Source organism: Streptomyces sp. NPDC051738, assembly GCF_044453205.1.
In the GTDB taxonomy this organism is placed as follows: Bacteria; Actinomycetota; Actinomycetes; order Streptomycetales; family Streptomycetaceae; genus Streptomyces.
On record NZ_JBITCM010000004.1, the window covers coordinates 457,650 to 479,118 of the forward strand.

Below are 21,469 nucleotides of genomic sequence, written 5' to 3' on the forward strand. Positions count from 1 at the left end.
TCTCTCTTCCTCGTACTCGACGTTCTGGCCTGCACGTTCGTCCGCTGCCGGGTCAGGAGCAGCGGTAGTTCGGTCCGGTGTCCTGCCGGTAGGTCGATGTCATCCGTCCGCCGCCGCTGGAGTTCTGGCTGCGCGTCATCGGCTCCATGTTATTGGTGTCGTTGTAGTAGTCATTGCGGGTGGGCCGGTCGGAGTTGTACCCGGTCTGGTTCCAGTGGTCGACCACCGGGTGTCTGTGCTCGTAGGTCAGCTGGTCGCTGGGGATCGTGTTGCCGTTCGAGTCGAACCAGTTCAGCTGGTCACGGGGGATCCGCTGCCCGGCGCTGGCGTGTCCGGCGGGGTAGACCGGGACACCGCCCTGCGTCTGTCCTTCCACGGTCCACTGCGCGGCCATGGAGTCGTGGGTGGACTGGCGGTAGCTGCTGGGGTATTCGCTGTCGCGGTTGTGCTGGATGGCCGGCGCGTTGGGATCCCGCATGAACCGGCCGCCCGGCCCGTGGATGGCCGGCATGAGGCCGAGCGGGTCGGCGATGGTGAAGGGGTTGTCGACGTAGGCGTAGTCGTTCGGGGCCGCGGACAGACCGAGGGGGTCCGCGGTGAGGTAGCGGGCGGATTCCGGGTCGTAGTGCCGGAAGTAGTTGTAGTGCCAGCCGGTCTCGGCGTCGGCGTACTGGCCGGGGAAACGCAGCGGGCAGTCCGTCTGCGCGCCGTCCGAGGAGCCGGGCAGGGGTAAGCCCCAGACGGTGGTGCGCAGACGCCAGGCGATGGCGCCGTCGGGGGTGACGAGTTCGGTCGGCGCGCCGGACAGGTCGGTGACGACGGCGTGGAAGCGTGCGTCACCGTCGGGGCGGCGGTCGAGCTGGGTGAGCGGGCGGTGGGTGCCGGAGTGGTAGTCCCAGGTGGTCGCGGTGCCGGTGGCGGTGACCTGTTCGGCCAGCCGGGTGCCGTCCCAGCTGAAGGTGATCTCCTCGGCGGTGCCGCCGTCCGCGTCGAGCCTGCGCTTGGCGGTGCGCCGGCCCGCCGCGTCGTACTCGTAGACCCACTGGGTGCCGTCGGCGGTCGTGGTGCCGGTCAGCCGGTCGTCGCTGCTCCAGGTGTAACTGCTCGTGCGGGTCTGGCCGTTCAGTAACCGGGTGCGCCGGCTGACCAGCCGCCCGTTCGCGTCGTAGGTGGAGGTGGTGCGGCCGGAGCGGTGCAGGCGGCCTGCGGTGTACTCGCGCACGGGGTCGTCGGGGCCGCCCGCGCCGGGGATGTCGGCCTGGGTGAGGTTGCCGGTGGTGTCGTAGGCGTACGACTCGCTCCAGTCCTGGGCGTGGACGGTGGTGATCCGGCCTGCCGGGGTGAGGTCGAAGCGCCGGGTGCCGCCGGTGTTGTCGCGGATCTCGGTGAGGAACCCGTCCGGGCGGTAGGCGTACTGCCGGTGCTCCAGGACCTCGGTGCCATGGGCGAGCCGCTGGGCGCCGAGGCGGCCGGCCGGGTCCCACTCGTGGGCGAGGGTGAGATCGGGGCCGAGGCCGCGCAGGATTTCCCGGCCCGTGGCGTCGAAGCCGAAGTCCAGGCGGTGCCCCTCGGTGTCCAGGGCGGTGGGGCGGCCCGCGGCGTCGTAGCTCCAGGTGGACACGGTGCCGGACGGGGTGCGTCGCGAGGTGCGCCGGCCCAGGGCGTCGTAGGTCCAGGTGGTGGTGCGGCCGTTGACGCTCTCGGAGAGCTTGCGGCCGAGCGGGTCGTAGGTCTGCTCCACCGTGGTGGTGGCGTTGGCGGAGCGCAGCAGGCTTCCGGCCAGGTCGTAGGCGAAGGTGCTGACGCCGTCGGCGGAGTGCTCCTCCACGGGGCGGCCCAGGACGTCGCGGACGTAGGTGATGGTCTCGCCGGCGCCGTTGGTGCGGGCGGCCGCCGCGCCGGTCGGGTCCGGGCGGTAGGTCAGCGTGCGGTCGGCGAAGTCGGTCTCCCGGACCAGGCGGCCCGCCGCGTCGTACGCGTAGCTCCAGGTGCGGCCGGCCGGGTCCTCGACGCCCGTGAGACGCAGTTCGGTGTCGTGGCTGAAGGCGTGGCGGACTCCGTCCGGGGTGGTACGGGAGGTGGGCAGGCGGAAGTGGGTGAAGGTGAAGTGGGACGTGCCGCCGGCCCGGTCGGTGGTGGCGACGAGGTTGCCCTCGCCGTCCCACTCCCAGGTCTCCGTCGTACCGTCGGGCAGCTCGCGCCAGGCGGGCCGGCCCTCCGCGGTCCAGCCGAAGCGCTCGACGCGGCCCCCGGGGTCGGCGATGGAGCTCACCCGGCCGAACGCGTCGCGCTCGACGGTGGTGGTGTGGCCGAGCTCGTCGGTGAGCGTCTGCGGCAGGCCCGCCGGGTTGCTCACGATGCGACGCGTGTGCCCCAAGGCGTCGGTGACGGTGGTCGAGTTGCCCTGCGCGTCGTGGGCGTAGCCGGTCGTGGCGCCGGTCGGGTCGGTGACCGACAGGTGGTTGCCCTGCTCGTCGTAGGTGTGGCGCCAGGTCGCGCCGTCCACCTCGATGACCTCCAGGGGCTGGCCCAGGTCGTTGTAGACCGCCCGCATGGCATGCCCGTCGGGGCGGATGACGGCGGTGGTGTTCCCGGCATCGTCGTACTCGTACCGGGTGACGCGGCCCAGCGCGTCGGTGGCGGTGACCAGGCGGTCGGGTCCGTCCCAGACGCGGTGGACGGTGTTGCCCACGGCGTCGGTCCAGCCGGTCAGCTTCCGCTGCTCGTCGTACCGGTAGACGGTGGTGTGGCCGAGGGAGTCGGTGTACCGGTTGGCCCGGCCCACCGGGTCGTATTCGAGGGTGCAGCTCAGGAAGCCGCCGGCACCGGTGCCGCGCACACAGCGGTCCGCGCCGTCGTACTCCCAGCGGTACCAGCCGCCGGCCCGGTCGGTGCGCTCGACGATGCGGCCGTTGCCGTCGTAGGCGAAGCGGGCGGCATGGCCCATGGCGTCCACGACCTCCACGAGGTCGCCGTGCACGTCGTACCCGTAGCGGCGCAGGACGGTGCCCTGCGGACCGCCGTCCTCGGTGTCCAGCAGCCGCAGCGCGGTCACCCGGTGGTCGTCGGTGTCGACGGCGACCCGGTAGCCGCCGCTGTGCCAGACCTCGACGGGGGTGCCGTCCTCGGTGCGGTCGATCTCGACGCGGTGACCGTTTCGGTCGGTCACCCCGTACAGCGGCAGGGTCACCCGGCCGCCGGGCGGGGTGCCGGGCGCGGGCGCGTCCACGGGGGAGAAGTGGAAGGTCTGGCCGGTGCTCGGGTCGGTGACGTCGATCACCGAGCCGGGAGTGCCGTCCCACGTGAGCGGCCACCGTGGGCCGTGCTCGGGCAGGACGGGCACATCCGGCTGGGGCACCGGATAGACCAGCAGCATGCCGTCGGCCGTGGCCAGGACCAGGCCGTCGCCGTCGGCCTCCAGCCGCTGGTCGAAGGTGGACGCCCAGGAGCGGCCGAACCACTTCCCGCAGCGGTAGGACGAGACATGGGTGCGCTCGATGACGAGCCGGAGCAGCCCCGGCAGCTCCACGTCGGTCTCCGTGAGGATCATCTCGCCGGAGATCAGGTCGATCGGGTCGCCGCCCTTGCAGCGGCCCCCTGACGGCTGGCCGGACCCCAGCGGGTCCCGGTCCGCCCCGTCCCGCAGCGGGGAAGAGCCGTCGCCGCCTCGTCCGGGGCCGGTGTCGGTGCTGTTGGTGGAGGTGCCCACGCCGGAGCCCGGCGAGCGCGGGGTGTCCTTGCCGCCGTCGCCCTTGCGGATGCCGTCCAGGTGGTCGGCGATGCCGCGGTCGTTGTCGTCGTGGTTCTTGGCCATCCTCTTCAGGCCGTTGGTCATGTTCTCGTCGAGATGCTTGGCGGAGTTCTTCACGCCCTTCTCGATGCCGTCGATGACCTGGTCCAGCATGGCGTTGGCGGCGTCTGCGATCGCGTCCCGGCCCTTGGTGCGGCCGTGCGAAGACTTGGCCCGGGACAGCTTGCTGCCCGCCCCATCGCGGATCTTGCCGCCCGCGCCCGCGAGTTTCGTGCCCGCCCGGTCGAAGGCCTCCGGGTCCAGGCTGAACTGGCCTCCGCCCCCGCCTCCGCCGCCTCCTCCGCTCCCGCCGCCGGCGCTCGCGAGGGTCATGGAGCCGCCCGCTCCCTTGGCGGCGTCGATGCCGTCGTTCAGGCCCTCCTTGCCCGCTTTGGCGGTCTGGCCGAGGTCGACGCCGTTCTGTACGCCGAGTGCGTTGCCGCCCAACTGCACGACCAGGTCGCCGGCCATGGATCCGATGGCTTCGAAGACGGGGCCCATCGCGATCTCGATGACCCGCTCGGCGACCTGTTCGCACACTTCCTGGAAGATGCGTTTGACCGCGACCCGGGTGACCTGGGTCCCGGCGAGGCCGCCCAGCGTCGAGAGCCCGAGGGTGACCGGGGCCGCGGCGATGGCTGCCGCGATCTCGGCCGCGAGGATGCCCAGTTGGGCGATGGCGGCGAGTTTGGCGCCCTCGATCAGGACGGCCACCCCGTCCAGCGCGGTCGCCGCGAGCCGGCCCCCCTCGGCGAGGTTGGACAGGTGGGTGCCCTTGACCTTGCCCCAGTGTTTCTCGAGTGCCTGGACGGCCATGCCCTCGTTGCTGCCGAGCAGGTCGCTGATCGCGGCGTGGGCGTCGGCGGCGCCGTCATCGATGTCGTCGGCGAACTCCCGCATGGCCTGGGCCATTTCGCGGTAGTCGTCCTCGTCGACGTTCGGCCAGCTGACGCCGATGAGATCCAGGGCCTCGTCGAGATAGCTCGGCAGCGTGACACCCATGGAATCCCCCGTCCCCTACTCCGATGGAATCCCCCGTTCCCTGCCCCGCACCCGAAGAAACGTTGGGCCGGATCGCTCAACTAGCCTACATGGAGCGTAAGTTGGGCCTGTGTCCGAAAGCTCTCGGCGCCCCCGACGGCCGGTTGTGGCGATCTCATCCCCGTCCGGTGAATGTCCTGCGTCGCCTGCTCGGAACCCCTCTCCCGCCGTGATAGGGAAACCCCTATGGACCTGACTCGCCGGTAATCAAGTCCTTGTCCGCACCCCCCTCCTGCGTGAGAATGCGCATGACAAAAGTGCGGGTGACCGGAAATTTTTCGGTCACCCTCCTCGTATGAGGGGACCCCCACATGAGAAAACCGCTCGGCGCCGCCCTCCTCGCCCTGGCGATAGCCGGGGCCGGCGCCGCACCCGCGGTCGCGGCTCCCGTGGACTCGGCCGCTTCCTTCGGCAAGAGCGCGGACACGGGCTCGATCACGTCGGTGGTCAACGACACCGTCGCCTCCACCGCCGACACCCTCGGCCAGGTCCTGAACCGCAACCCCAAGGTTCAGGCCGTGAACTTCGCGGGCACCGTCGCGCTCAGCAACTGTTCCGGCTCCGTCGTCCGCTTCCCGGACTCGGAGGACAACGACCCGGCCCTGGTGATGACCAACGGCCACTGTCTGGAGACCGGCATGCCGGGACCCGGCGAGGTCGTGGTCGACCGGGCCTCCAGCCGAACGTTCAGCCTGCTCAACGCGTCGGGCAGCTCGGTCGGCACGCTGCGGGCCAGCAAGATCGCCTACGGGACGATGACCGACACGGACGTCGCCTTCTACCAACTCACCACGACGTACGCGCAGATCAAGAGCTCGTACAGCATCAACCCGCTCACCGTGGCCGACACCCACCCGGTCAAGGGCACCGCCATCACCGTCGCCTCCGGCTACTGGAAGCGGCTGTACAACTGCAACATCGACGGATTCGCGTACCAGCTCAAGGAAGGCGACTGGACCTTCAAGGACTCGGTCCGCTACACCTCCGCCTGCAACACCATCGGCGGCACGTCCGGCTCTCCCGTCATCGACCAGGCCACCAACCAGGTCGTCGCCGTCAACAACACCGGCAACGAGGACGGCGAGCGCTGCACGGTCAACAACCCGTGCGAGGTGGACGAGAGCGGCAACGTCACCGTCCGCCAGGGCATCAACTACGCCCAGGAGATCTACCAGATCCACGCCTGCTTCGGCGTCGACAACAAGCTCGACCTGAGCGCCAGTGGGTGCGTGCTGCCCAAGCCGTAACCGGCTAGGCGGTTCTACGGATCGCCCGTCCCGCCAGTACGTCCGTGCGGCGGCCGTCGTCGATCACGAAACGGCCGTCGATCAGGACGTACGGGAGGCCCGTCGGTAGCGTGCGAGGCTCCTCGAAGGAGGAGCCCGCCGCTACCGTCGCCGGGTCGAAGAGCACCAGGTCCGCCCGGTGGCCCTCGCGGACCAGCCCCCGGTCCGGCAGCCGCAGCCGCGCCGCCGGACGCGAGGTCAGATGGGCCACGCACTCCTCCAGCGACAGGACCCCCAACTCACGCACGTACCGGCCGAGATAGTGCGGGAACGTGCCGTACGCCCGCGGATGCGGCTTCGTGCCCTGCAGGATGCCGTCCGAGCCGCCCGTGTGGACGGGGTGCCGCATGATCGTCCGTACGTTCTCCTCGTGGCCGACGTGCTGGAGGATCGTCGAGCCCAGCCGGTCGTCGAGCAGCAGCCGCCGCGCGGTCACCCAGGGGGCCTCGCCCCGCGCGTCCGCCGACTGCTGGATCGTCCGGCCGACGAAGTCCCCGAGCGCCGCCTCGCTCACGCCCGAGATCTCGATCGTGTCCCACTCGATGGGCACACCGTGGCAGCCGTCGGCGCCGATGACCTCCATGTGGTGGCGGATGCGCTCGGCCGTCTCCTCGTCCGACAGCCGGGCCAGGATCGCCTCGGGGCCGCCCTCGCTCGCCCAGCTCGGCAGCATGGCGACCAGCGTCGTGCAGCCGGGGGTGTAGGGATAGGTGTCGAGGGAGATGTCGGCCCCTTCGGCGAGCGCCTTGTCCAGCAGCGACAGCAGCTCCGGGGCCCGGCCCTTGTTCACGCCGAAGTTCATGGTGGCGTGGGCCAGATGGAGGGAGCAGCCCGCCTCCCGGGTCAGGGCCACCATCTCCTCGTACGCCTGAAGGGCCCCGGCCCCGTAGGAGCGGTGGTGCGGGCAGTAGTAGCCGCCGTACGACGCCACCACCCGGCACAGCTCCGTCAGCTCCGCGTCCTTGGCGTACATGCCCGGCGTGTACGTCAGCCCCGAGGACAGGCCGACCGCGCCCTGCTCCAGGCCCTCCGCGACCAACTGCCGCATCCGGTCCAGCTCGTCCGGCGTCGCCTCCCGGTCCTCCCAGCCGACGGCGAGCGCGCGGACCGTGCCCTGCGGGATGAGGTACGCCGCGTTCACGGCGATGCCCCGGCCTTCGAAACCGGAGTCGAGGCGGTCCAGGTACTCGCCGACCGTCCGCCAGTCGAAGTCGATGTCGTCGCCGGAGCCGTTCCAGCCGGTGATCGCGCGGCGGACCTCGGCGAGGGTGCGGTCGTCGACGGGCGCGTACGACAGCCCGTCCTGGCCGATGACCTCCAGCGTCACGCCCTGCGCCGCCTTCGCGGTGTGGTCGGGGTCCCGCAGCAGCGCAAGATCGCTGTGGGCGTGCATGTCGATGAAGCCGGGGGAGAGGACGAGGCCCTCCGCGTCCAGCTCCCGGCGCGCCTTGGGCCGTTGGCAGCCGGCCGCGGCGGCCTCCTGCACGATGGACACGATCCGGCCGCCGTCGACGACCACATCGGCGCGGTAGGAGGGACCGCCACCGCCGTCCACGACCTCCGCGTCCCTGATCACCAGCTCTTCCATGGCCGCTGCCTCCCCTGTCCTGGGTGTCTCTAGAAGAACGTGCGGATGTAGTCGACGACGGTCCCGTCCGCCTCGGCGACCGGGATCAGCTGCCACTTGTCGAACGACGTGCACGGATGCGACAGCCCCATGCCGACCCAGTCCCCGACCTCCAGGTCCGCCTCCTCGGTCGTCCGCAGCCACGCGTGCTGGTCGGACAGGCCGGTCACCGACACACCGGTGGCCGGGCGCTCGGCGCCGTCGCGGCGGACCACCTGGGCGAACGGCAGATCGAGGTCGTAGGCCGCGTCCCGCTTGCCCGCGTTGAGGAAGGCCTGGTCGGGGGAGGGGCGGGAGACGACCTGGGCCCAGAGCCGGAACGCGGGCTCCAGGGCGCCCTCCTGCGGGACCCGGTTGAAAGGGGTCAGCTTGCGGTAGTGGCCGTCGTCGTGCGAGACGTACGCCCCCGAGCGCAGCAACTTCAGTACGGGGAGGGACAGTCCGGGGATCTCGGCGAAGACGTCCGCCACCGCGTCGAACCATGCGCTGCCGCCCGCGCTGACGACGATCTCGTCCAGGCCGGCGAACCGGCCCGCCTTGTCGAACTCGGCGGCGAGGGAGACGAGCCGCCGCAGCCAGGCGTGCACCCGCTCGGGGTTCGCGTTCGGCACCTCGCCCTCGTACCCGGCGACGCCGACCAGCCGCAGCGTCGACACGGCGGCCACCGCGTCCGCGACGGCGGCGCACTCCGCCTCCGTACGGACCCCGGTACGGGCCCCCTCGCCGGCCGCCAACTCGACGACGACGTCCAGCGGTCGGGTGGCCCCGGCGCCGCGGAGCGCCTCGTCCATCTGCTGCACGCCGCGCACGGAGTCGACGTAGCAGATGAGACGGAAGTCCGGGTCGGCGGCCAGCTCGCCGGCGATCCAGCGCAGGGCCGCCGCGTCCACCAGCTCGTTCGCGAGGAAGATCCGCCGGGTGCCGTACGCCCGCGCGACCCGCACCTGATGCGGCACCGCGAGCGTGATGCCCCAGGCGCCGTGCTCGATCTGCCGCTGGAACAGCTGCGGGGCCATGGAGGTCTTGCCGTGCGGGGCGAACGCGAGGCCGTGGCGGGCGGCGTACGTCTCCATGAGGTCGAGGTTGTGCTCCAGGCGCTCGGCGGAGAGCGCGAGGACGGGGGTGGCGAAACCGCCGGTGAAGAGGTTGCGGCGCTGGGCGGCCAGATCGGCGACGGTCAGGCCGTCGGCGTCCGGGGGGAGGCCCTTGAAGCGGTGGTCGACGCGTTCCTCGGCCAGGCGGGCGAGCGCCTCGTTGCTCATGGAACCTCCCTGATCTGCGAGGTTGCAATCCCTGCAACACTCATTGCGTATATCGCTTATGGCTGTCTAACATCTCGGCCAACCGCGGGTCAACGGAGCCGCCGATCCACCCGCACAAGACCTGGAGCTACGACGATCGTGACGATCACCGGACCCTGCAATGCCCTCGACGTCGTCGACGTTGTCGCGCTCGGCGAGTCCATGGTCACGTTCCTGCCGACGCGACCGGGGCGCCTCGCCGATGTGCCCTCGTTCGAGCGGGCGATCGGCGGGGCCGAGTCCAACGTGGCGTGCGGGCTCGCCGCCGCGGGGCATGCGGTGCGGTGGGTGAGCCGGGTGGGGGCGGACGGTTTCGGCGATCACCTGGTGGAGGCGATCGGCGGCTACGGCGTCGATGTCTCGGCCGTGGGGAGGGATACCGCGCGTCCGACCGGCGTGTACTTCCGCACGGCGGGGGACCGGGCGACGGAAGCCCATGAGGTGGCGTACTACCGGGCGGGTTCGGCGGCGTCGGCGATGTCCGTGGAGAACGTGGATCTGGGGGCGGTGCGTTCGGGGCGGGTGCTGCATCTGTCGGGGATCACGGCGGCGTTGTCGGAGGGGTGCCTGGGGTTGCTGCGTGAGCTGACGGCTCCTGCGGCGGGGCGTCCGCTGGTGTCCTTCGACGTGAACTATCGGGCGGGGCTGTGGCGGGACGCCGACAGTCCGCAGGTGCTGCTGGAGCTGGCCCGCGACTGCGATCTGGTCTTCGTGGGCGAGGACGAGGCGGAGGAGGCCTGGGGGATCACCGGGGGGCCGGAGGCGGTGCGTGCCGCGCTGCCCGAGCCGCAGGTGTTGGTGGTGAAGCAAGGACGAGCGGGGGTTACGGCGTTCGTGTCGGCTGCGGGAGGTGAGGGGCTGGGGGCTCTCACCCGGGTCGCTTTCGAACCTGCCCTGGCCGTCGATGTCGTAGCAACCATCGGAGCGGGTGATGCCTTCGCCGCCGGCTTCCTCTCCGCCACCCTCAGCGGCCTCCCCCTCCCCGCCCGCCTCCGCCATGGGCACCTCTGGGCCGCCGCCACCCTCACCACCCCCGGCGACTTCGCTCCACCCCCTTCCCGCGACCACGCCGACCGCCTGGTGGCCCTCGACGACGCCGGGTGGGAGAAACTTCGACTCGGCCCCGGCTGGACGCAAGCCGCTGAGCGGGCCGACGAGGAGGTACGTACGTCATGAGCCAGACCGTCGACCGTGCGCTGAGCATCCTGCCGTTGCTCGCCGAGGGGCCCGCCGACCTCGGCCAGGTCGCCGACCGGCTGGGGGTGCACAAGTCCACCGCCCTGCGGCTGCTGCGCACCCTGCACGAGCACGGCCTGGTATACCGCCAGTCCGACCAGCGCTACCGCCTGGGCGCCCGCCTCATCGCCCTCGCCCAGGAGGCGATGGAGAACCTCGACATCCGTGAGATCGCCCACCCCCACCTCGTACGACTGAACGAGAGCTGCGGCCACACCGTGCACCTCGCCGTGTACGAGGAGGACGAGGTGCTCTACATCGACAAGGTGGAGAGCCGCTACCCGGTGCGGATGTACTCGCGGATCGGGAAGCCGGTGGCCATCACCGTCGCCGCCGTCGCGAAGCTGCTCCTCGCCGATCTCCCCGAGCACGAGCGCCGCGCCCTCGCCGAGAAGCTCGACTACCCCATGTACACGGCCCGTTCGACGCCTAGCCCGGACGCCTTCCTCAGGGAACTCGCCAAGGTGCGCGAACAGGGCTGGGCCACCGACCTCGGTGGCCACGAGGAGTCCATCAACTGCGTCGGCGCGCCGATCCGGGGTGCCGACGGCCGGGTCGTCGCCGCGATGTCGGTCTCCGCGCCGAACGTCGTCGTCACCGCCGACGAACTCCTCACCCTGCTCCCGCTGGTGCGCCGTACGGCGGACGAGATCAGCGGCGAGTACTCCGGCAGGACATCGACCAAGAACCCCGTATGACCGAGCACGGCAAGGAATCCGTATGACCGAGAAGATCGCACTCACCCCGAAGACCCACACCACCCCGCCCGCGAAGTTCTCGCACGGCGTGCGGAAGGGGAACATCCTCCAGGTCGCCGGCCAGGTCGGGTTCCTCCCCGCCGTCGAGGGGCAGCCCCCGACGCCCGCCGGGCCCACCCTGCGCGAGCAGACCCTCCAGACCCTCGCCAACGTCAAGGCGATCCTGGAGGAGGGCGCTGCCTCCTGGGACGACGTGATGATGATCCGCGTCTATCTGACGGACGTCGCCCACTTCGCCGAGATGAACGAGATCTACAACACCTACTTCGAGGAGCAGGGCCTCACCCAGCCGCCCGCCGCCCGGACCACGGTCTACGTCGGTCTGCCCGCGGGGCTCCTCATCGAGATCGACGCCCTCGCGGTACTGGGCTGACCCGTACCGGGCTGATCTCCGCTCTCCCCGAAACTCCCGCACGCCGTGAACGGTTCGGCGCCCCCTGGGGCGCCGTGCCGCGCTCCTCCCTGCCCGAAAGCTCCATGTACCCCTTACGAAGAGGACCCCCCAAATGTCCCATCCGCTCGCCGCGGCCGCCGCCCCCGAGACCCCACCCCACACCGGCGGCCTGCTCCTCCTGATCGACGGTACGGCCGGTCTCCTGACCGTCGCCGCCATCGGTATCGCGCTCCTGCTCTACCTGATCATCAAGGCCCGCCTGCAGCCCTTCGTGGCCCTCCTCGCGGTCTCCATAGCCGTCGGCCTGATGGCCGGCCTCTCGGTCACCGAACTCTTCGGCACGGTCCAGCGAAGCGACGCCGTGTCGACCATCGAGTCCGGCATGGGCGGCATCCTCGGCCATGTCGCGATCATCATCGGCCTGGGCACGATGCTCGGCGCGATCCTCGAAGTGAGCGGCGGCGCCGAGGTGTTGGCGTCCCGTCTGCTCAACCTCTTCGGGGAGAAGCGCGCCCCGCTCGCCATGGGCCTGACCGGCCTGATCTTCGGTATCCCGGTCTTCTTCGACGTCGGCATCTTCGTCCTGGCGCCGCTCGTGTACGCCGCCGCCAAGCGCTCGGGGAAGTCCGTCCTCCTCTACTGCCTGCCGCTGCTCGCGGGCCTGTCCATGACCCACGCCTTCCTGCCCCCGCACCCGGGCCCGGTCGCGGCGGCCGGCCTCCTCCATGTCGAGCTGGGCTGGGTCATCCTCATGGGCATCATCTGCGGTATCCCCGCGGTGCTGGCCGCCTGGGTGTTCTCGGCCTGGATCGGCAAGCGCATCTTCGTCGCCGTGCCGCAGGACATGGTCGAGGCGGCGGACGAGGCGAAGCAGGCCGTGCTCGACGAGCAGCGGGCGGCCGGGGTGGAGCCCCAGGAGAAGCCGGTACCGCTCGGCACGGTTCTCGCCATCATCGGTACGCCGCTGGCGCTGATCCTGGCCGCGACGTTCTCCTCGATCGCCCTGGACCCCTCCACCACCCGCTCGGTGATCGAGTTCTTCGGCAACCCGTTCGTGGCCCTGACGATCGCCCTGCTGCTCGCGTACTACCTGCTGGGCATCCGCCGCGGCTGGTCCCGCAAGTCCCTGGAATCGGTGTCGACCTCGTCGCTCAAGCCGGTCGGCAACATCCTGCTCGTCGTCGGCGCGGGCGGTGTCTTCGGCGCCGTCCTCAAGGCCAGCGGCGTCGCCCAGGCCCTCTCCGACACCTTCAACGACGTCGGCCTGCCCGTGATCGTCCTCTCCTACCTGATCTCGGTGGTCCTGCGGGTCGCCCAGGGCTCGGCGACGGTCGCCATCGTCACCACGGCCGGCATCGTCGCCCCCCTCCTCACCGAGGGCGACCACTCCCAGCCCTTCATCGCCCTGGTCATCATGGCCATCTCGGCCGGCTCGATCTTCGCCTCGCACGTCAACGACGGCGGTTTCTGGATCGTCGCGAAGTACTTCGGCATCAGCGAGCGGGACACGTTGAAGACGTGGACGGTGCTGGAGAGCGTGCTGTCGGTGGCCGGGTTCGTGGTGGCGGCGGTGTTGAGCCTGTTCGTCTGAATCATCTGCATCATCGTGTAACGATGCGGGGGCTGGTTGCGCGGGACACAGGGTCGTCGACCATACTGCTCCGCTGTGGAGCAGCGCATAGGTTCAGGCAGCCAGCCCCTGGAAGGCGCCGGGTTCGACCCGGCCTTCATCCCCGGGCTCACCTCGCCCGCGTCCGCCAAGCCGGGGGGTGTGCAGGGCAAGGAGGACAAGGACGTGGCCGATGAGGCCACCGCCGGGGAAGCCCCTTCCGAGGAGACGCAAACCGAGCAGCCGGAGTCCGCGGACACCGACGCCGACGAGACGGACCTCGAAGCCGACGGCGAGCCCGCGGCGGAGGACGACGAGGAGGCTGACGACGAGGCCGACGAAGAGGACGGCGACGAGGCCGAGGAGGAGGCTCCCGTCGACGGACCCGTCTTCGAGGCCGCCGACCGCCGGGCCCGAATCGTCGCCGACCACAAGGGCGTACGACTCTCCCTGGACGACCAGGAGTGCGAGTTCCGCTGGGACGAGATCGGCGCCGTCGAGACGGAGTCCCCGCGGTTCGGGAAGCGGTTCACCATCACGGTGCACACTCCTGACCGCCGCTGGTACCCGATCGAGATCGAGGCGACGGCCAGGAGCCGCTTCAAGGAGTGGGACGAGGAGTTGGACGCCGTCCTCGACGCCTACTTCGAAGACGCGGACGCCAAGTAGCTAGCTGCAGTACTGGGCTTCCTTCCCGATCGACCGGTACATGCAGTCCGCGTTCTCCAGCAACTGCAGCACCGCATCCCTGTTCCGGGACGTCTCCCGCTCGATCACCTCGTCGGGCGGGTAGAACCCGCCTCCGGAACTGGAGGACGGGTACATCTCGAAGGTGTACCCGAAGATCTTCTGGGACCCCCACAGCCAGTCGTCGATCGACCCGTCGGTGATGTACAGGTCACTGGACTGCTCCGCCGTATAGCCGTTGCTGGCCGCCATCTTCTGCCCGATCGTCGCGAACGCGTTCCGGTCGTCCGCGGTCATCCCGGTCGTCGTGTCGGAGTACGTGTACCCGAACGGCCACAGCACCAGCTCGCTGTACGTGTGGAAGTCGACCCCGGCCTTGATCTGCTGCTTGCCGCCCACGACCCGGCTGCGCACGAAGTTCGCGACCACCTTCACCTCGGGCGCCGACTCGGCGGACGCACCCCGGTAGGTGTCGGAGGACGTCGACCCCGACGACCCGCCGCAGCAACCCCACTGGTAGTTCCAGTTCCGGTTGAGGTCGGTCCCGACGTACGACGAACCGGAGTTGGGCTGCCGGTTCTTGCGCCACGACCGGTAGGAGCCGCTGGCGATGTCGTACTCGCCGCCGTCCGGGTTGAGGTCGGGCACGATCCAGATCTCGCGGTTGTTCACCATGCTGGTGACCCGGGAGTCGGTGCCGTAGTCGGAGGTCAGCTCGCGCAGCAGATAGAGCGCCATCTCGACGGTGAGGTGCTCACGGGCGTGCTGATGGTGCGTGAAGAGGACCTCGGGCTCGGACTCGTCGGTGCCCACGTTGTCGCTGATCTTGATGGCGACGATGTTCCGGCCCTGGTGCGAGGTGCCGATGACGCGCTGGCTCGCGATGGAGGAGTTGGCCGAGACCAGCGAGTTGATCTCGCTCGTCATCTCCGCGTAGTTGTGATAGCGCGAGTCTCCGGACGGGAAGTCGAAGAGGCGTACGTCGCCCTCGTCGGCGGACCGGTCGGGGACCGCGCCGAGCGGGGTGACGTCGTAGCCGAGCGACTTCAGCTTCTTGATCTGGTCCGCCCGGCCGGAGACGACGACGCCGTGGCCATGGGTCTCGTCCACGGTCACGCCGGTGCGCTGAAGTGCCGTGCGGTCCTTGGCGGTGGAGTGCATGTGGATCTCGTACTGCCGGACGTCGTCGGCCGAGGAAGCCGCCGTGGTGGGGCTGTCGGCGCTGTCGGCGTTCGCCGTCACGTTCGCGGAGAGGGGAGCCGCGAGGGTGAGGGCGAGCAGGGTGGCGAGCGCGGCGGTACGTCTGCCGCTGCGGGCGCCTGAACCGCGGATGCGGAGTCGCATGAAGTCTCCTTGTGGGAGTGGGGGGTGGGGTTCAGTGCGACGTACGTGGTGCGGGTGTGGCGCTCATCGTGGGCCGGTGGCATGTGCAGGTCAAGAGTGACTCGCCGGTCGATGGCGAGAACCCTTCGGAAATCAGCCGCGCAGTGTACGCGCGCGCCCTGCGCACGGAGTGGTCCCGGACCAAGTCCACCCAGGGGGGTGATCCGGATGTGCGGGGCGGCGCGAGGGCGGGGGAGGGTGAGGAACCGCGCAAGGGGGGAGCGGTGGGAGCGGCGGGAGTGGTGGGGAACGCCGCACCCTCCGACTCCCCCCGGCTCCTCCACTCCTGGCTCTTCCAGTTCCCGGCTCCTCCACTCCCGGCTCCTTCGGACGACACCCCGGATGACGACACCCTCGGATGCGGATTCGGACCACACCCCAGAGGAACGGCTGATCATGGGCGGATCAGCGCCACGACGGGATCACCAACTGCCGGTCGAGACGACCAGCTTCGTCGACCGGCGCGGCGAACTCGCCGCCGGACGCGAGCTGCTGACCCGGACCCGGCTGGTCACGCTGACCGGCCCCGGCGGCGTCGGCAAGACCCGCCTCGCCGCGCGCATCGCGGCCGCCGTACGGCGCACCTTCCCGGACGGCGTGCGGTACGTGCACCTCTCCGGCCTGGACGACCCCGAACTCGTCCCGCTCGCCGCGGCCGACGCCCTCGACCTGCACGACCACTCCGCGCGCCCGCCGCTGCAGGCGCTGGTGGAGCGGGTACGGGACCGCCGGCTGCTCCTGCTGATCGACAACTGCGAACACCTGCTGCCCGCCTGCGCCGAACTCGCCGCGGCCCTGCTGCACGGCACGACCGGGGTACGGATCCTCGCCACCAGCCGCCACCGCCTGGGCCTGACCGAGGAACACCTCCTGGACGTACGGCCGCTGCCGGTCCCCGACCCGGACGGCGACCTCTCCGCTGCGGAGGGCTACCCGGCCCTGGCCCTCTTCGCCGACCGGGCCGCAGCGGTGGTCCCCGGCTTCCGCCTGACCGCCGCGAACCGGGCGGCCGTGGCCCGCCTCTGCCGCCGCCTCGACGGCCTCCCCTTGGCCATCGAACTAGCCGCCGTACGCATGCGCGTCCTCGACGTCGACCAACTCCTCGACCGCCTCGACGACCGCTACCGCCTCCTCACCGGCGGCAGCCCCGCAGCCCTGCCCCGCCACCAGACCCTGCGGGCGGCGGTCGACTGGAGCCACGAACTGTGCACCGAGCGGGAGCGGTTGGTGTGGGCGCGATTGTCGGTGCTGGCGGGGAGCTTTGACCTGGAGACGGCGGAGGCGGTGTGCGCGGGCGGGGAGGGGCTGGCGGAGGCGGGTCCTCTCCGCCCGGAGGGTGTGGTGGGCGCGGGGCGGGTGGGTTGGGAGGGCGTGGCGGGGGCGGATGGCGTGGGTTGGGAGGGCGTGGCGGGGGCGGATCGTGCGGGTTGGGCAGGTGTGGCGGGCGCCGATGGCGCGGGTTGGGAAGGCGTGACGGGGGCGGATCGTGCGGGTTGGGCAGGTATGGCGGGCGCCGATGGCGCGGGTTGGGAAGGCGTGACGGGCGCGGGTCGCGCGGGTTGGGCAGGTGTGGCGGGCGCCGATGGCGCGGGTTGGGAAGGTGTGGCGGGGGCGGATCGCCCGGGTTGGGAAGGCGTGACGGCGGCTGATCGTGCGGGTGGGAATGAAGCGGCGAGGGGAGTCCGGACTGGCGGGGAGGTAACGGCGGGGGTGCTGCCGGCGGGCGGGGCTTCCCGGCCGGGTGAGTCGAGGGGGGAGTCGAGCCTCTTGGCCGACCGGGTCGGGAGGGGGGTGCCCCCGCGCGAGCGAGGCCGAGCGTGGGGGCTGGTGGGCGAGGCCGGGGGTCTGGGGGCGGAGCCCGCAGTGGGGTCCAGGGGCGGAGCCCCTGGCGGGGTCGAAGGGGCCGCGCCCCTGGAGGACGGGACGGGTAGGGGCGGCGGGGGCGAGAAACCTCCGGCTCCCACCACCCCCCGCATCCACCCCCACGACGTCCTCGACGCCATCGTCGGCCTCGTCGACAAGTCCGTGCTGTGCCGGGAGTCCGCCCCCGACACCACCCGCTACCGCCTCCTCGACACCCTGCGCCACTACGGCCTGGAGCGCCTGCGCCGCCTCCCCGGCGAGGAACCCGCCGCCCGCCGCCGCCAACGGGACTGGATGCTCCATCGCGCCGCCACCTGCGAGAGCACCTGGTTCGGACCGGGCCAGCGGCAGATCGTCGCCCGCCTCCGCGCCGACCAGGACAACCTCCGCGCCGCCCTCGACTTCAGCCTCACCACCCCGGGCGAACACCTCCCGGGACTGCGCCTCGCCGGCACCCTGTGGTTCTACTGGCACGCCTGCGGCGCCCCCCGCGAGGGCCGCCACTGGCTCGACCGCGCCCTGGCCGCCAACCCGGAACCGACCCGCGAACGGGCCCGCGGCCTGTGGATCGCGGGCCTCCTCGCCGCCGCCACCCACGACCTCACCGCCGGCCTCGCCCGCGCCCGCGACGCCCACGCCCTGGCCCGCGTTCTGGACGACGAGGCGGAGGCGGCGCACGCCGAGTACGCCATCGGCGTCATCACCCTGTTCCTGGACGACCTCCCGACCGCGCTGAAGCACTTCGAGGCCAGCGTCGCCCGCGGCCCCGTCCCCGGCCAGCACCTCAGCCTGCACGGCCTCGACCAGGTCGAACTCGCCTGCGCGCTGGGCTTCCTGGGCGAGGCCGACCGCGCCGTCGAGGTCTGCGAGCGGGCCCGGCAGATGTGTGAACGGCACGGCGAGGAGTGGGTGCACTCCTATGTGCTGCGGATGCTCGCCCTCGCCCACACCGTGCAGCGCGACTGGCGCCGGGCCGAACACCACGCCCGCCAGGCCCTGCGCCTCAAACTCGCCGTCCACGACGTCCTCGGCATCGCCCTCACCCTCGACCTCCTGGCCGGCGTCGCCACGCAGACCGGCGCCCACGAACGCGCGGCCGTCCTGCTCGGCACCGCCGACCGCACCTGGTCCGCCATCGACCGCGACCGCTGGGGATCGGCGGCCCTCAACGCGGCCCGCCACGACACCGAGACCCGCGCCCGCGCGGCCCTGGACGGACCCGCCTTCCGACGGGCGTACGAACGCGGCACCGCACTCGGCCTCACGGAGAGCGTCGACTACGCGATCAACACCGCCACCAGTACGACCGTCACCACGGCCCCCCGCACGGCGAACGGCAGACCCGGATCCCCCCGCCCCACGACCGGCGTCCACCTCACCCGTCGCGAGACCGAGGTCGCCGAACTCGTCGCGCAGGGCCTGGCCAACCAGCAGATCGCCGACCGCCTGGTCATCGCCCGCCGCACCGCCGAGGGCCACGTCGAACGCATCCTCGGCAAGCTCGGCTTCAGCAACCGCAGCCAGATCGCGGCCTGGGTGGCGGCCCAGCGCTGAGCCCCACGACGCACGACCGGCACACCCGACACCGGCTCCCAAGGAGGGCCCACCCCATGACCCCCCAGCCCGCCCCGTCCCAGTCCCCCTTCGATCACCGCATGGCCGTCTACGCCACCGACGACGAGTTCCTCGCCACCGCCCTGCCCTTCCTCGCCGAAGCCCTCGCCGCCCCGGACGAACCCCCGCCCGTGGCCATCGCCGCCCCCGCGAGCCTGGACCTCCTGCGCGACGCCCTCGGCACCGACGCGAAGGACGTCGGTCTCGTCCCGCACACCGAGTGGTACACCGGCTCCGCCGCCAACGCGATCGCCCAGGGCGCCGGTTACCTCGCCGCGAACGCCGGCCCCGGCGGCCGTATCCATCTCCTCATGGAGCCCGTCTGGGGCGGCCGAGCGGGCCGCTCGCCGCGGGAGGCCGCCGAGTGGATCCGCTACGAGGCCCTCGCCAACCTCCTCTTCGCCCCGCTCGCGACGACGGCCCTGTGCGCCTACGACGCCCGCGTCGCGGGCCCCGCCGTCGTCGCCGCCGCCCGCCGCGCCCACCCCGACACCGGCGTGTACGAGGACCCGGTCCGCCTCGCCGCGGAACTCGACGCCGTACCGCAGCCACCGGCCCCCGCCGACGCCGAGTGGTTCCCCGGCCCGGCGCCCACCGGCGACGCCGTACGCACCTGGGCTGCCGCGTGCGGACTGTCCGCCGCGGACGCGGCGTTGTTCGCCACGGCCGTCACGGAGGCGGCGAACACCCTCGGCCCGCTCGACGGGGCCCTGCTGTGGGGCGAGGCCCCGGAGTGCGTCGCCGAACTGCGCACCGCGCGCCGCGTCGACGACCCGCTCGCGGGCTTCGTACCGCCGCCGAGCGCGGAACTGGAACCCGGGCAGGGGCTCTGGTTCGCCCGGCAGGTGTGTGCGTACGTCGATGTCCGCGACGAAGGGGAAGGGGCGAGCGTACGGCTGCAGTACGGGTAGCCGGTACGGGTGGCGGGGGCCCGGTGCGGGGGCACGTACGGACCGACACAGGTATGGAAGCGGGTATTCCTCCCCGTGCGACCGAGCCCCCGTACCGCCACCCTGGACCCATGCTGCACCTCTCCGGGTATCCCCAACCGCCCATGAGGGCCGGCCATCTGAGCGTCGAGTACGACCCCCGTCCCTCCGTGGTCCGTGAAGCCCGTGCGGAGGTTCGCCGGCAGTTGGAGGGATGGGGGTTCGCGGACCTGGACGACGACGTGGCGGACGTGGCCGAGTTGCTGGTGAGTGAGCTGGCCACCAACGCCCTGCTCCACTCGACGGGCCGCTTTCGACTCACCTTGTTCGCAGCGCACGGGATCCTGCGCTGCGAGGTCCGGGACGAGGGTCGTCGCGTTCCCACCGTGCTGGAGGCGGGCGCGGCCGAGAACGGCCGCGGAATGTTCCTGGTGGAAGCGCTGGCCCGGCGCTGGGGCTGCCACCGGGACGGGGCGGGCAAGACGGTGTGGTTCGAACTGGGTACGTGCGGGTCCGACGACTGCTGCCGGTGACAGGCCCGGCGCCTGCCAAGCCCCCGTGAGCACATTGGGTGGAGATCGCGCACGCCCTCTTGTCCCCTCGGCGCCTTTGCGCTTTCTTGACGTTCATGGCGGACACCACGGGAAACACAGAGACACCTCCGGTCGGCGAGGCGGACTCCCGCCCCCGTAAGTCCAGTTGGCGCTACATCGGCCCCGGCATCGTCGTCGCCGCGACCGGCGTGGGCGCCGGCGATCTCGTCGCCACCCTCATCGCGGGCAGCAACTTCGGCTACACCCTGCTCTGGGCCGCGGTCCTCGGCTGTCTGGTGAAGATCTCGCTCGCCGAGGCGGCGGGGCGCTGGCATCTGTCCACCGGGCGGACCCTCTTCGACGGCTGGGCGAGCCTCGGCCGCTGGACCACCTGGTTCTTCGTCGTCTACGTGGTGATCTGGGGCTTCGTCTACGGCGCGGCCGCGATGTCGTCGAGCGCGCTGCCGCTGCAGGCGCTGTTCCCGGACGTGATGGACCTGGAGTGGTGGGCCATCGCCTGCGGTCTGGTCGGACTGGTCTTCGTCTGGTTCAACAAGTACGCCGTCTTCGAGAAGGTCATGACGGTCCTGGTGGGCGTCATGTTCGTGGTGACGGTGTATCTGGCGATCCGCGTCACGCCCAACCTCCCGGACGCCTTCGCCGGTCTGCTGCCCGTCCTCCCGGACGAGAAGGACTCGATCCTCAACACCCTCGGCCTGATCGGCGGCGTCGGCGGCACCATCACCCTTGCCGCGTACGGCTACTGGGTCAACGCCAAGGGCTGGACGAACACCGGCTGGATGAAGGTCATGCGGCTCGACAACCGCGTCGCCTACGCCACCACCGGCATCTTCGTGATCGCGATGCTCTTCGTCGGCGCCGAACTGCTGCACTCCGCGAACATCGCCATCGCCAGTGGCGACAAGGGGCTGATCCAGCTGGGCGGCATCCTGGAGGACGAGTACGGCACGGCGACGGCCAAGTTCTTCCTGATCGGCTTCTTCGCCACCTCCTTCACCTCCCTGATCGGCGTCTGGCACGGCGTGAGCCTGATGTTCGCGGACTTCGTCGCCCGCTTCCGGGGCCAGGGCGAGCAGAAGGGCGAGGAGGTCGCCTCCGGCGCACGCGAACGCTCCTGGCCGTTCCGCGCGTACCTGCTGTGGCTGACCTTCCCGCCCATCGTCCTGCTCTTCCAGGGCGAACCCTTCCGCCTGATCATCATCTACGGCGTCCTGGGCGCGGCCTTCCTGCCGTTCCTGGCCGGCACCCTGATCTGGCTCCTCAACTCCTCGCGCACACCGAGGGAGTGGCGCAACGGGCCGGTGAGCAACGCGATGCTCGTGATCGCGGGCCTGCTGTTCCTGGTGCTGTGCGTGAAGCAGGTCTGGGACCAGCCGTGGGCAGATTTCTTCTAGCGG

At 71.2% G+C, this 21,469-nt stretch carries 14 protein-coding genes; 10 read left to right on the forward strand and 4 right to left on the reverse strand.

Features of this window, described 5'->3' with window-relative positions:
- Nucleotides 1-52: 52 nt before the first annotated feature.
- Entirely contained in the window at nucleotides 53-4,792 is a 4,740-nt protein-coding gene (locus ACIA8X_RS12730) for a DUF6531 domain-containing protein (protein WP_399458283.1), read from the reverse strand.
- A gap of 350 nt (nucleotides 4,793-5,142) precedes the next feature.
- On the opposite strand from ACIA8X_RS12730, the gene ACIA8X_RS12735 reads away from it, so the two are divergent.
- On the forward strand, nucleotides 5,143-6,078 hold the full coding sequence (locus tag ACIA8X_RS12735) for a serine protease (protein ID WP_399458284.1): 936 nt from the start codon (nucleotides 5,143-5,145) through the stop codon (nucleotides 6,076-6,078).
- Between the two features lie 4 nt (nucleotides 6,079-6,082).
- On the opposite strand, the gene ACIA8X_RS12740 is transcribed toward ACIA8X_RS12735, so the two are convergent.
- Both ACIA8X_RS12740 and ACIA8X_RS12745 read right to left on the reverse strand, forming a co-directional pair.
- Complete coding sequence (locus tag ACIA8X_RS12740; protein WP_399458285.1) at nucleotides 6,083-7,705, reverse strand: amidohydrolase family protein; 1,623 nt, start codon at nucleotides 7,703-7,705, stop codon at nucleotides 6,083-6,085.
- A 29-nt stretch (nucleotides 7,706-7,734) separates the two neighbouring features.
- On the reverse strand, nucleotides 7,735-9,006 hold the full coding sequence (locus tag ACIA8X_RS12745; protein WP_399458286.1) for an amino acid deaminase: 1,272 nt from the start codon (nucleotides 9,004-9,006) through the stop codon (nucleotides 7,735-7,737).
- A gap of 138 nt (nucleotides 9,007-9,144) precedes the next feature.
- On the opposite strand from ACIA8X_RS12745, the gene ACIA8X_RS12750 reads away from it, so the two are divergent.
- From ACIA8X_RS12750 to ACIA8X_RS12770, 5 genes are all read left to right on the forward strand, one after another.
- Complete coding sequence (locus ACIA8X_RS12750) at nucleotides 9,145-10,221, forward strand: sugar kinase (protein ID WP_393448250.1); 1,077 nt, start codon at nucleotides 9,145-9,147, stop codon at nucleotides 10,219-10,221.
- The gene (locus tag ACIA8X_RS12755) at nucleotides 10,218-10,979 is read left to right on the forward strand and encodes an IclR family transcriptional regulator (protein ID WP_393448248.1); all 762 of its coding nucleotides are present in this window, start codon (nucleotides 10,218-10,220) and stop codon (nucleotides 10,977-10,979) included. The genes ACIA8X_RS12750 and ACIA8X_RS12755 overlap by 4 nt, the downstream gene beginning before the upstream one ends.
- Before the next feature lie 22 nt (nucleotides 10,980-11,001).
- On the forward strand, nucleotides 11,002-11,412 hold the full coding sequence (locus tag ACIA8X_RS12760) for a RidA family protein (protein ID WP_393448246.1): 411 nt from the start codon (nucleotides 11,002-11,004) through the stop codon (nucleotides 11,410-11,412).
- A 133-nt stretch (nucleotides 11,413-11,545) separates the two neighbouring features.
- Nucleotides 11,546-13,024: a GntP family permease gene (locus ACIA8X_RS12765; protein WP_399458287.1), complete on the forward strand. Its 1,479-nt coding sequence runs from the start codon at nucleotides 11,546-11,548 to the stop codon at nucleotides 13,022-13,024.
- Nucleotides 13,025-13,099: 75 nt separating this feature from the next.
- A complete protein-coding gene (locus tag ACIA8X_RS12770; RefSeq protein ID WP_393448242.1) occupies nucleotides 13,100-13,711 on the forward strand; it encodes a hypothetical protein in 612 nt (203 codons plus the stop codon).
- Here ACIA8X_RS12770 and ACIA8X_RS12775 read toward each other — a convergent pair whose 3' ends face one another.
- Nucleotides 13,712-15,073 carry a M14 family metallopeptidase gene (locus ACIA8X_RS12775; RefSeq protein ID WP_393448240.1) on the reverse strand — a complete coding sequence of 454 codons (1,362 nt, stop codon included), beginning with the start codon at nucleotides 15,071-15,073 and terminating at the stop codon, nucleotides 13,712-13,714.
- 435 nt (nucleotides 15,074-15,508) lie between these two features.
- On the opposite strand from ACIA8X_RS12775, the gene ACIA8X_RS12780 reads away from it, so the two are divergent.
- From ACIA8X_RS12780 to ACIA8X_RS12795, 4 genes are all read left to right on the forward strand, one after another.
- Nucleotides 15,509-18,529, forward strand: coding sequence for a LuxR C-terminal-related transcriptional regulator (locus ACIA8X_RS12780; RefSeq protein WP_399458288.1), 3,021 nt, complete (start codon nucleotides 15,509-15,511; stop codon nucleotides 18,527-18,529).
- 56 nt (nucleotides 18,530-18,585) lie between these two features.
- Nucleotides 18,586-19,500 (forward strand): anti-sigma factor RsbA family regulatory protein, encoded by a 915-nt coding sequence (locus tag ACIA8X_RS12785; RefSeq protein WP_399458289.1) that lies wholly within the window; start codon nucleotides 18,586-18,588, stop codon nucleotides 19,498-19,500.
- A gap of 110 nt (nucleotides 19,501-19,610) precedes the next feature.
- The gene (locus ACIA8X_RS12790; RefSeq protein WP_399458290.1) at nucleotides 19,611-20,051 is read left to right on the forward strand and encodes an ATP-binding protein; all 441 of its coding nucleotides are present in this window, start codon (nucleotides 19,611-19,613) and stop codon (nucleotides 20,049-20,051) included.
- Nucleotides 20,052-20,146: 95 nt separating this feature from the next.
- Nucleotides 20,147-21,466 carry an Nramp family divalent metal transporter gene (locus ACIA8X_RS12795; protein WP_393448232.1) on the forward strand — a complete coding sequence of 440 codons (1,320 nt, stop codon included), beginning with the start codon at nucleotides 20,147-20,149 and terminating at the stop codon, nucleotides 21,464-21,466.
- Nucleotides 21,467-21,469 lie beyond the last annotated feature (3 nt).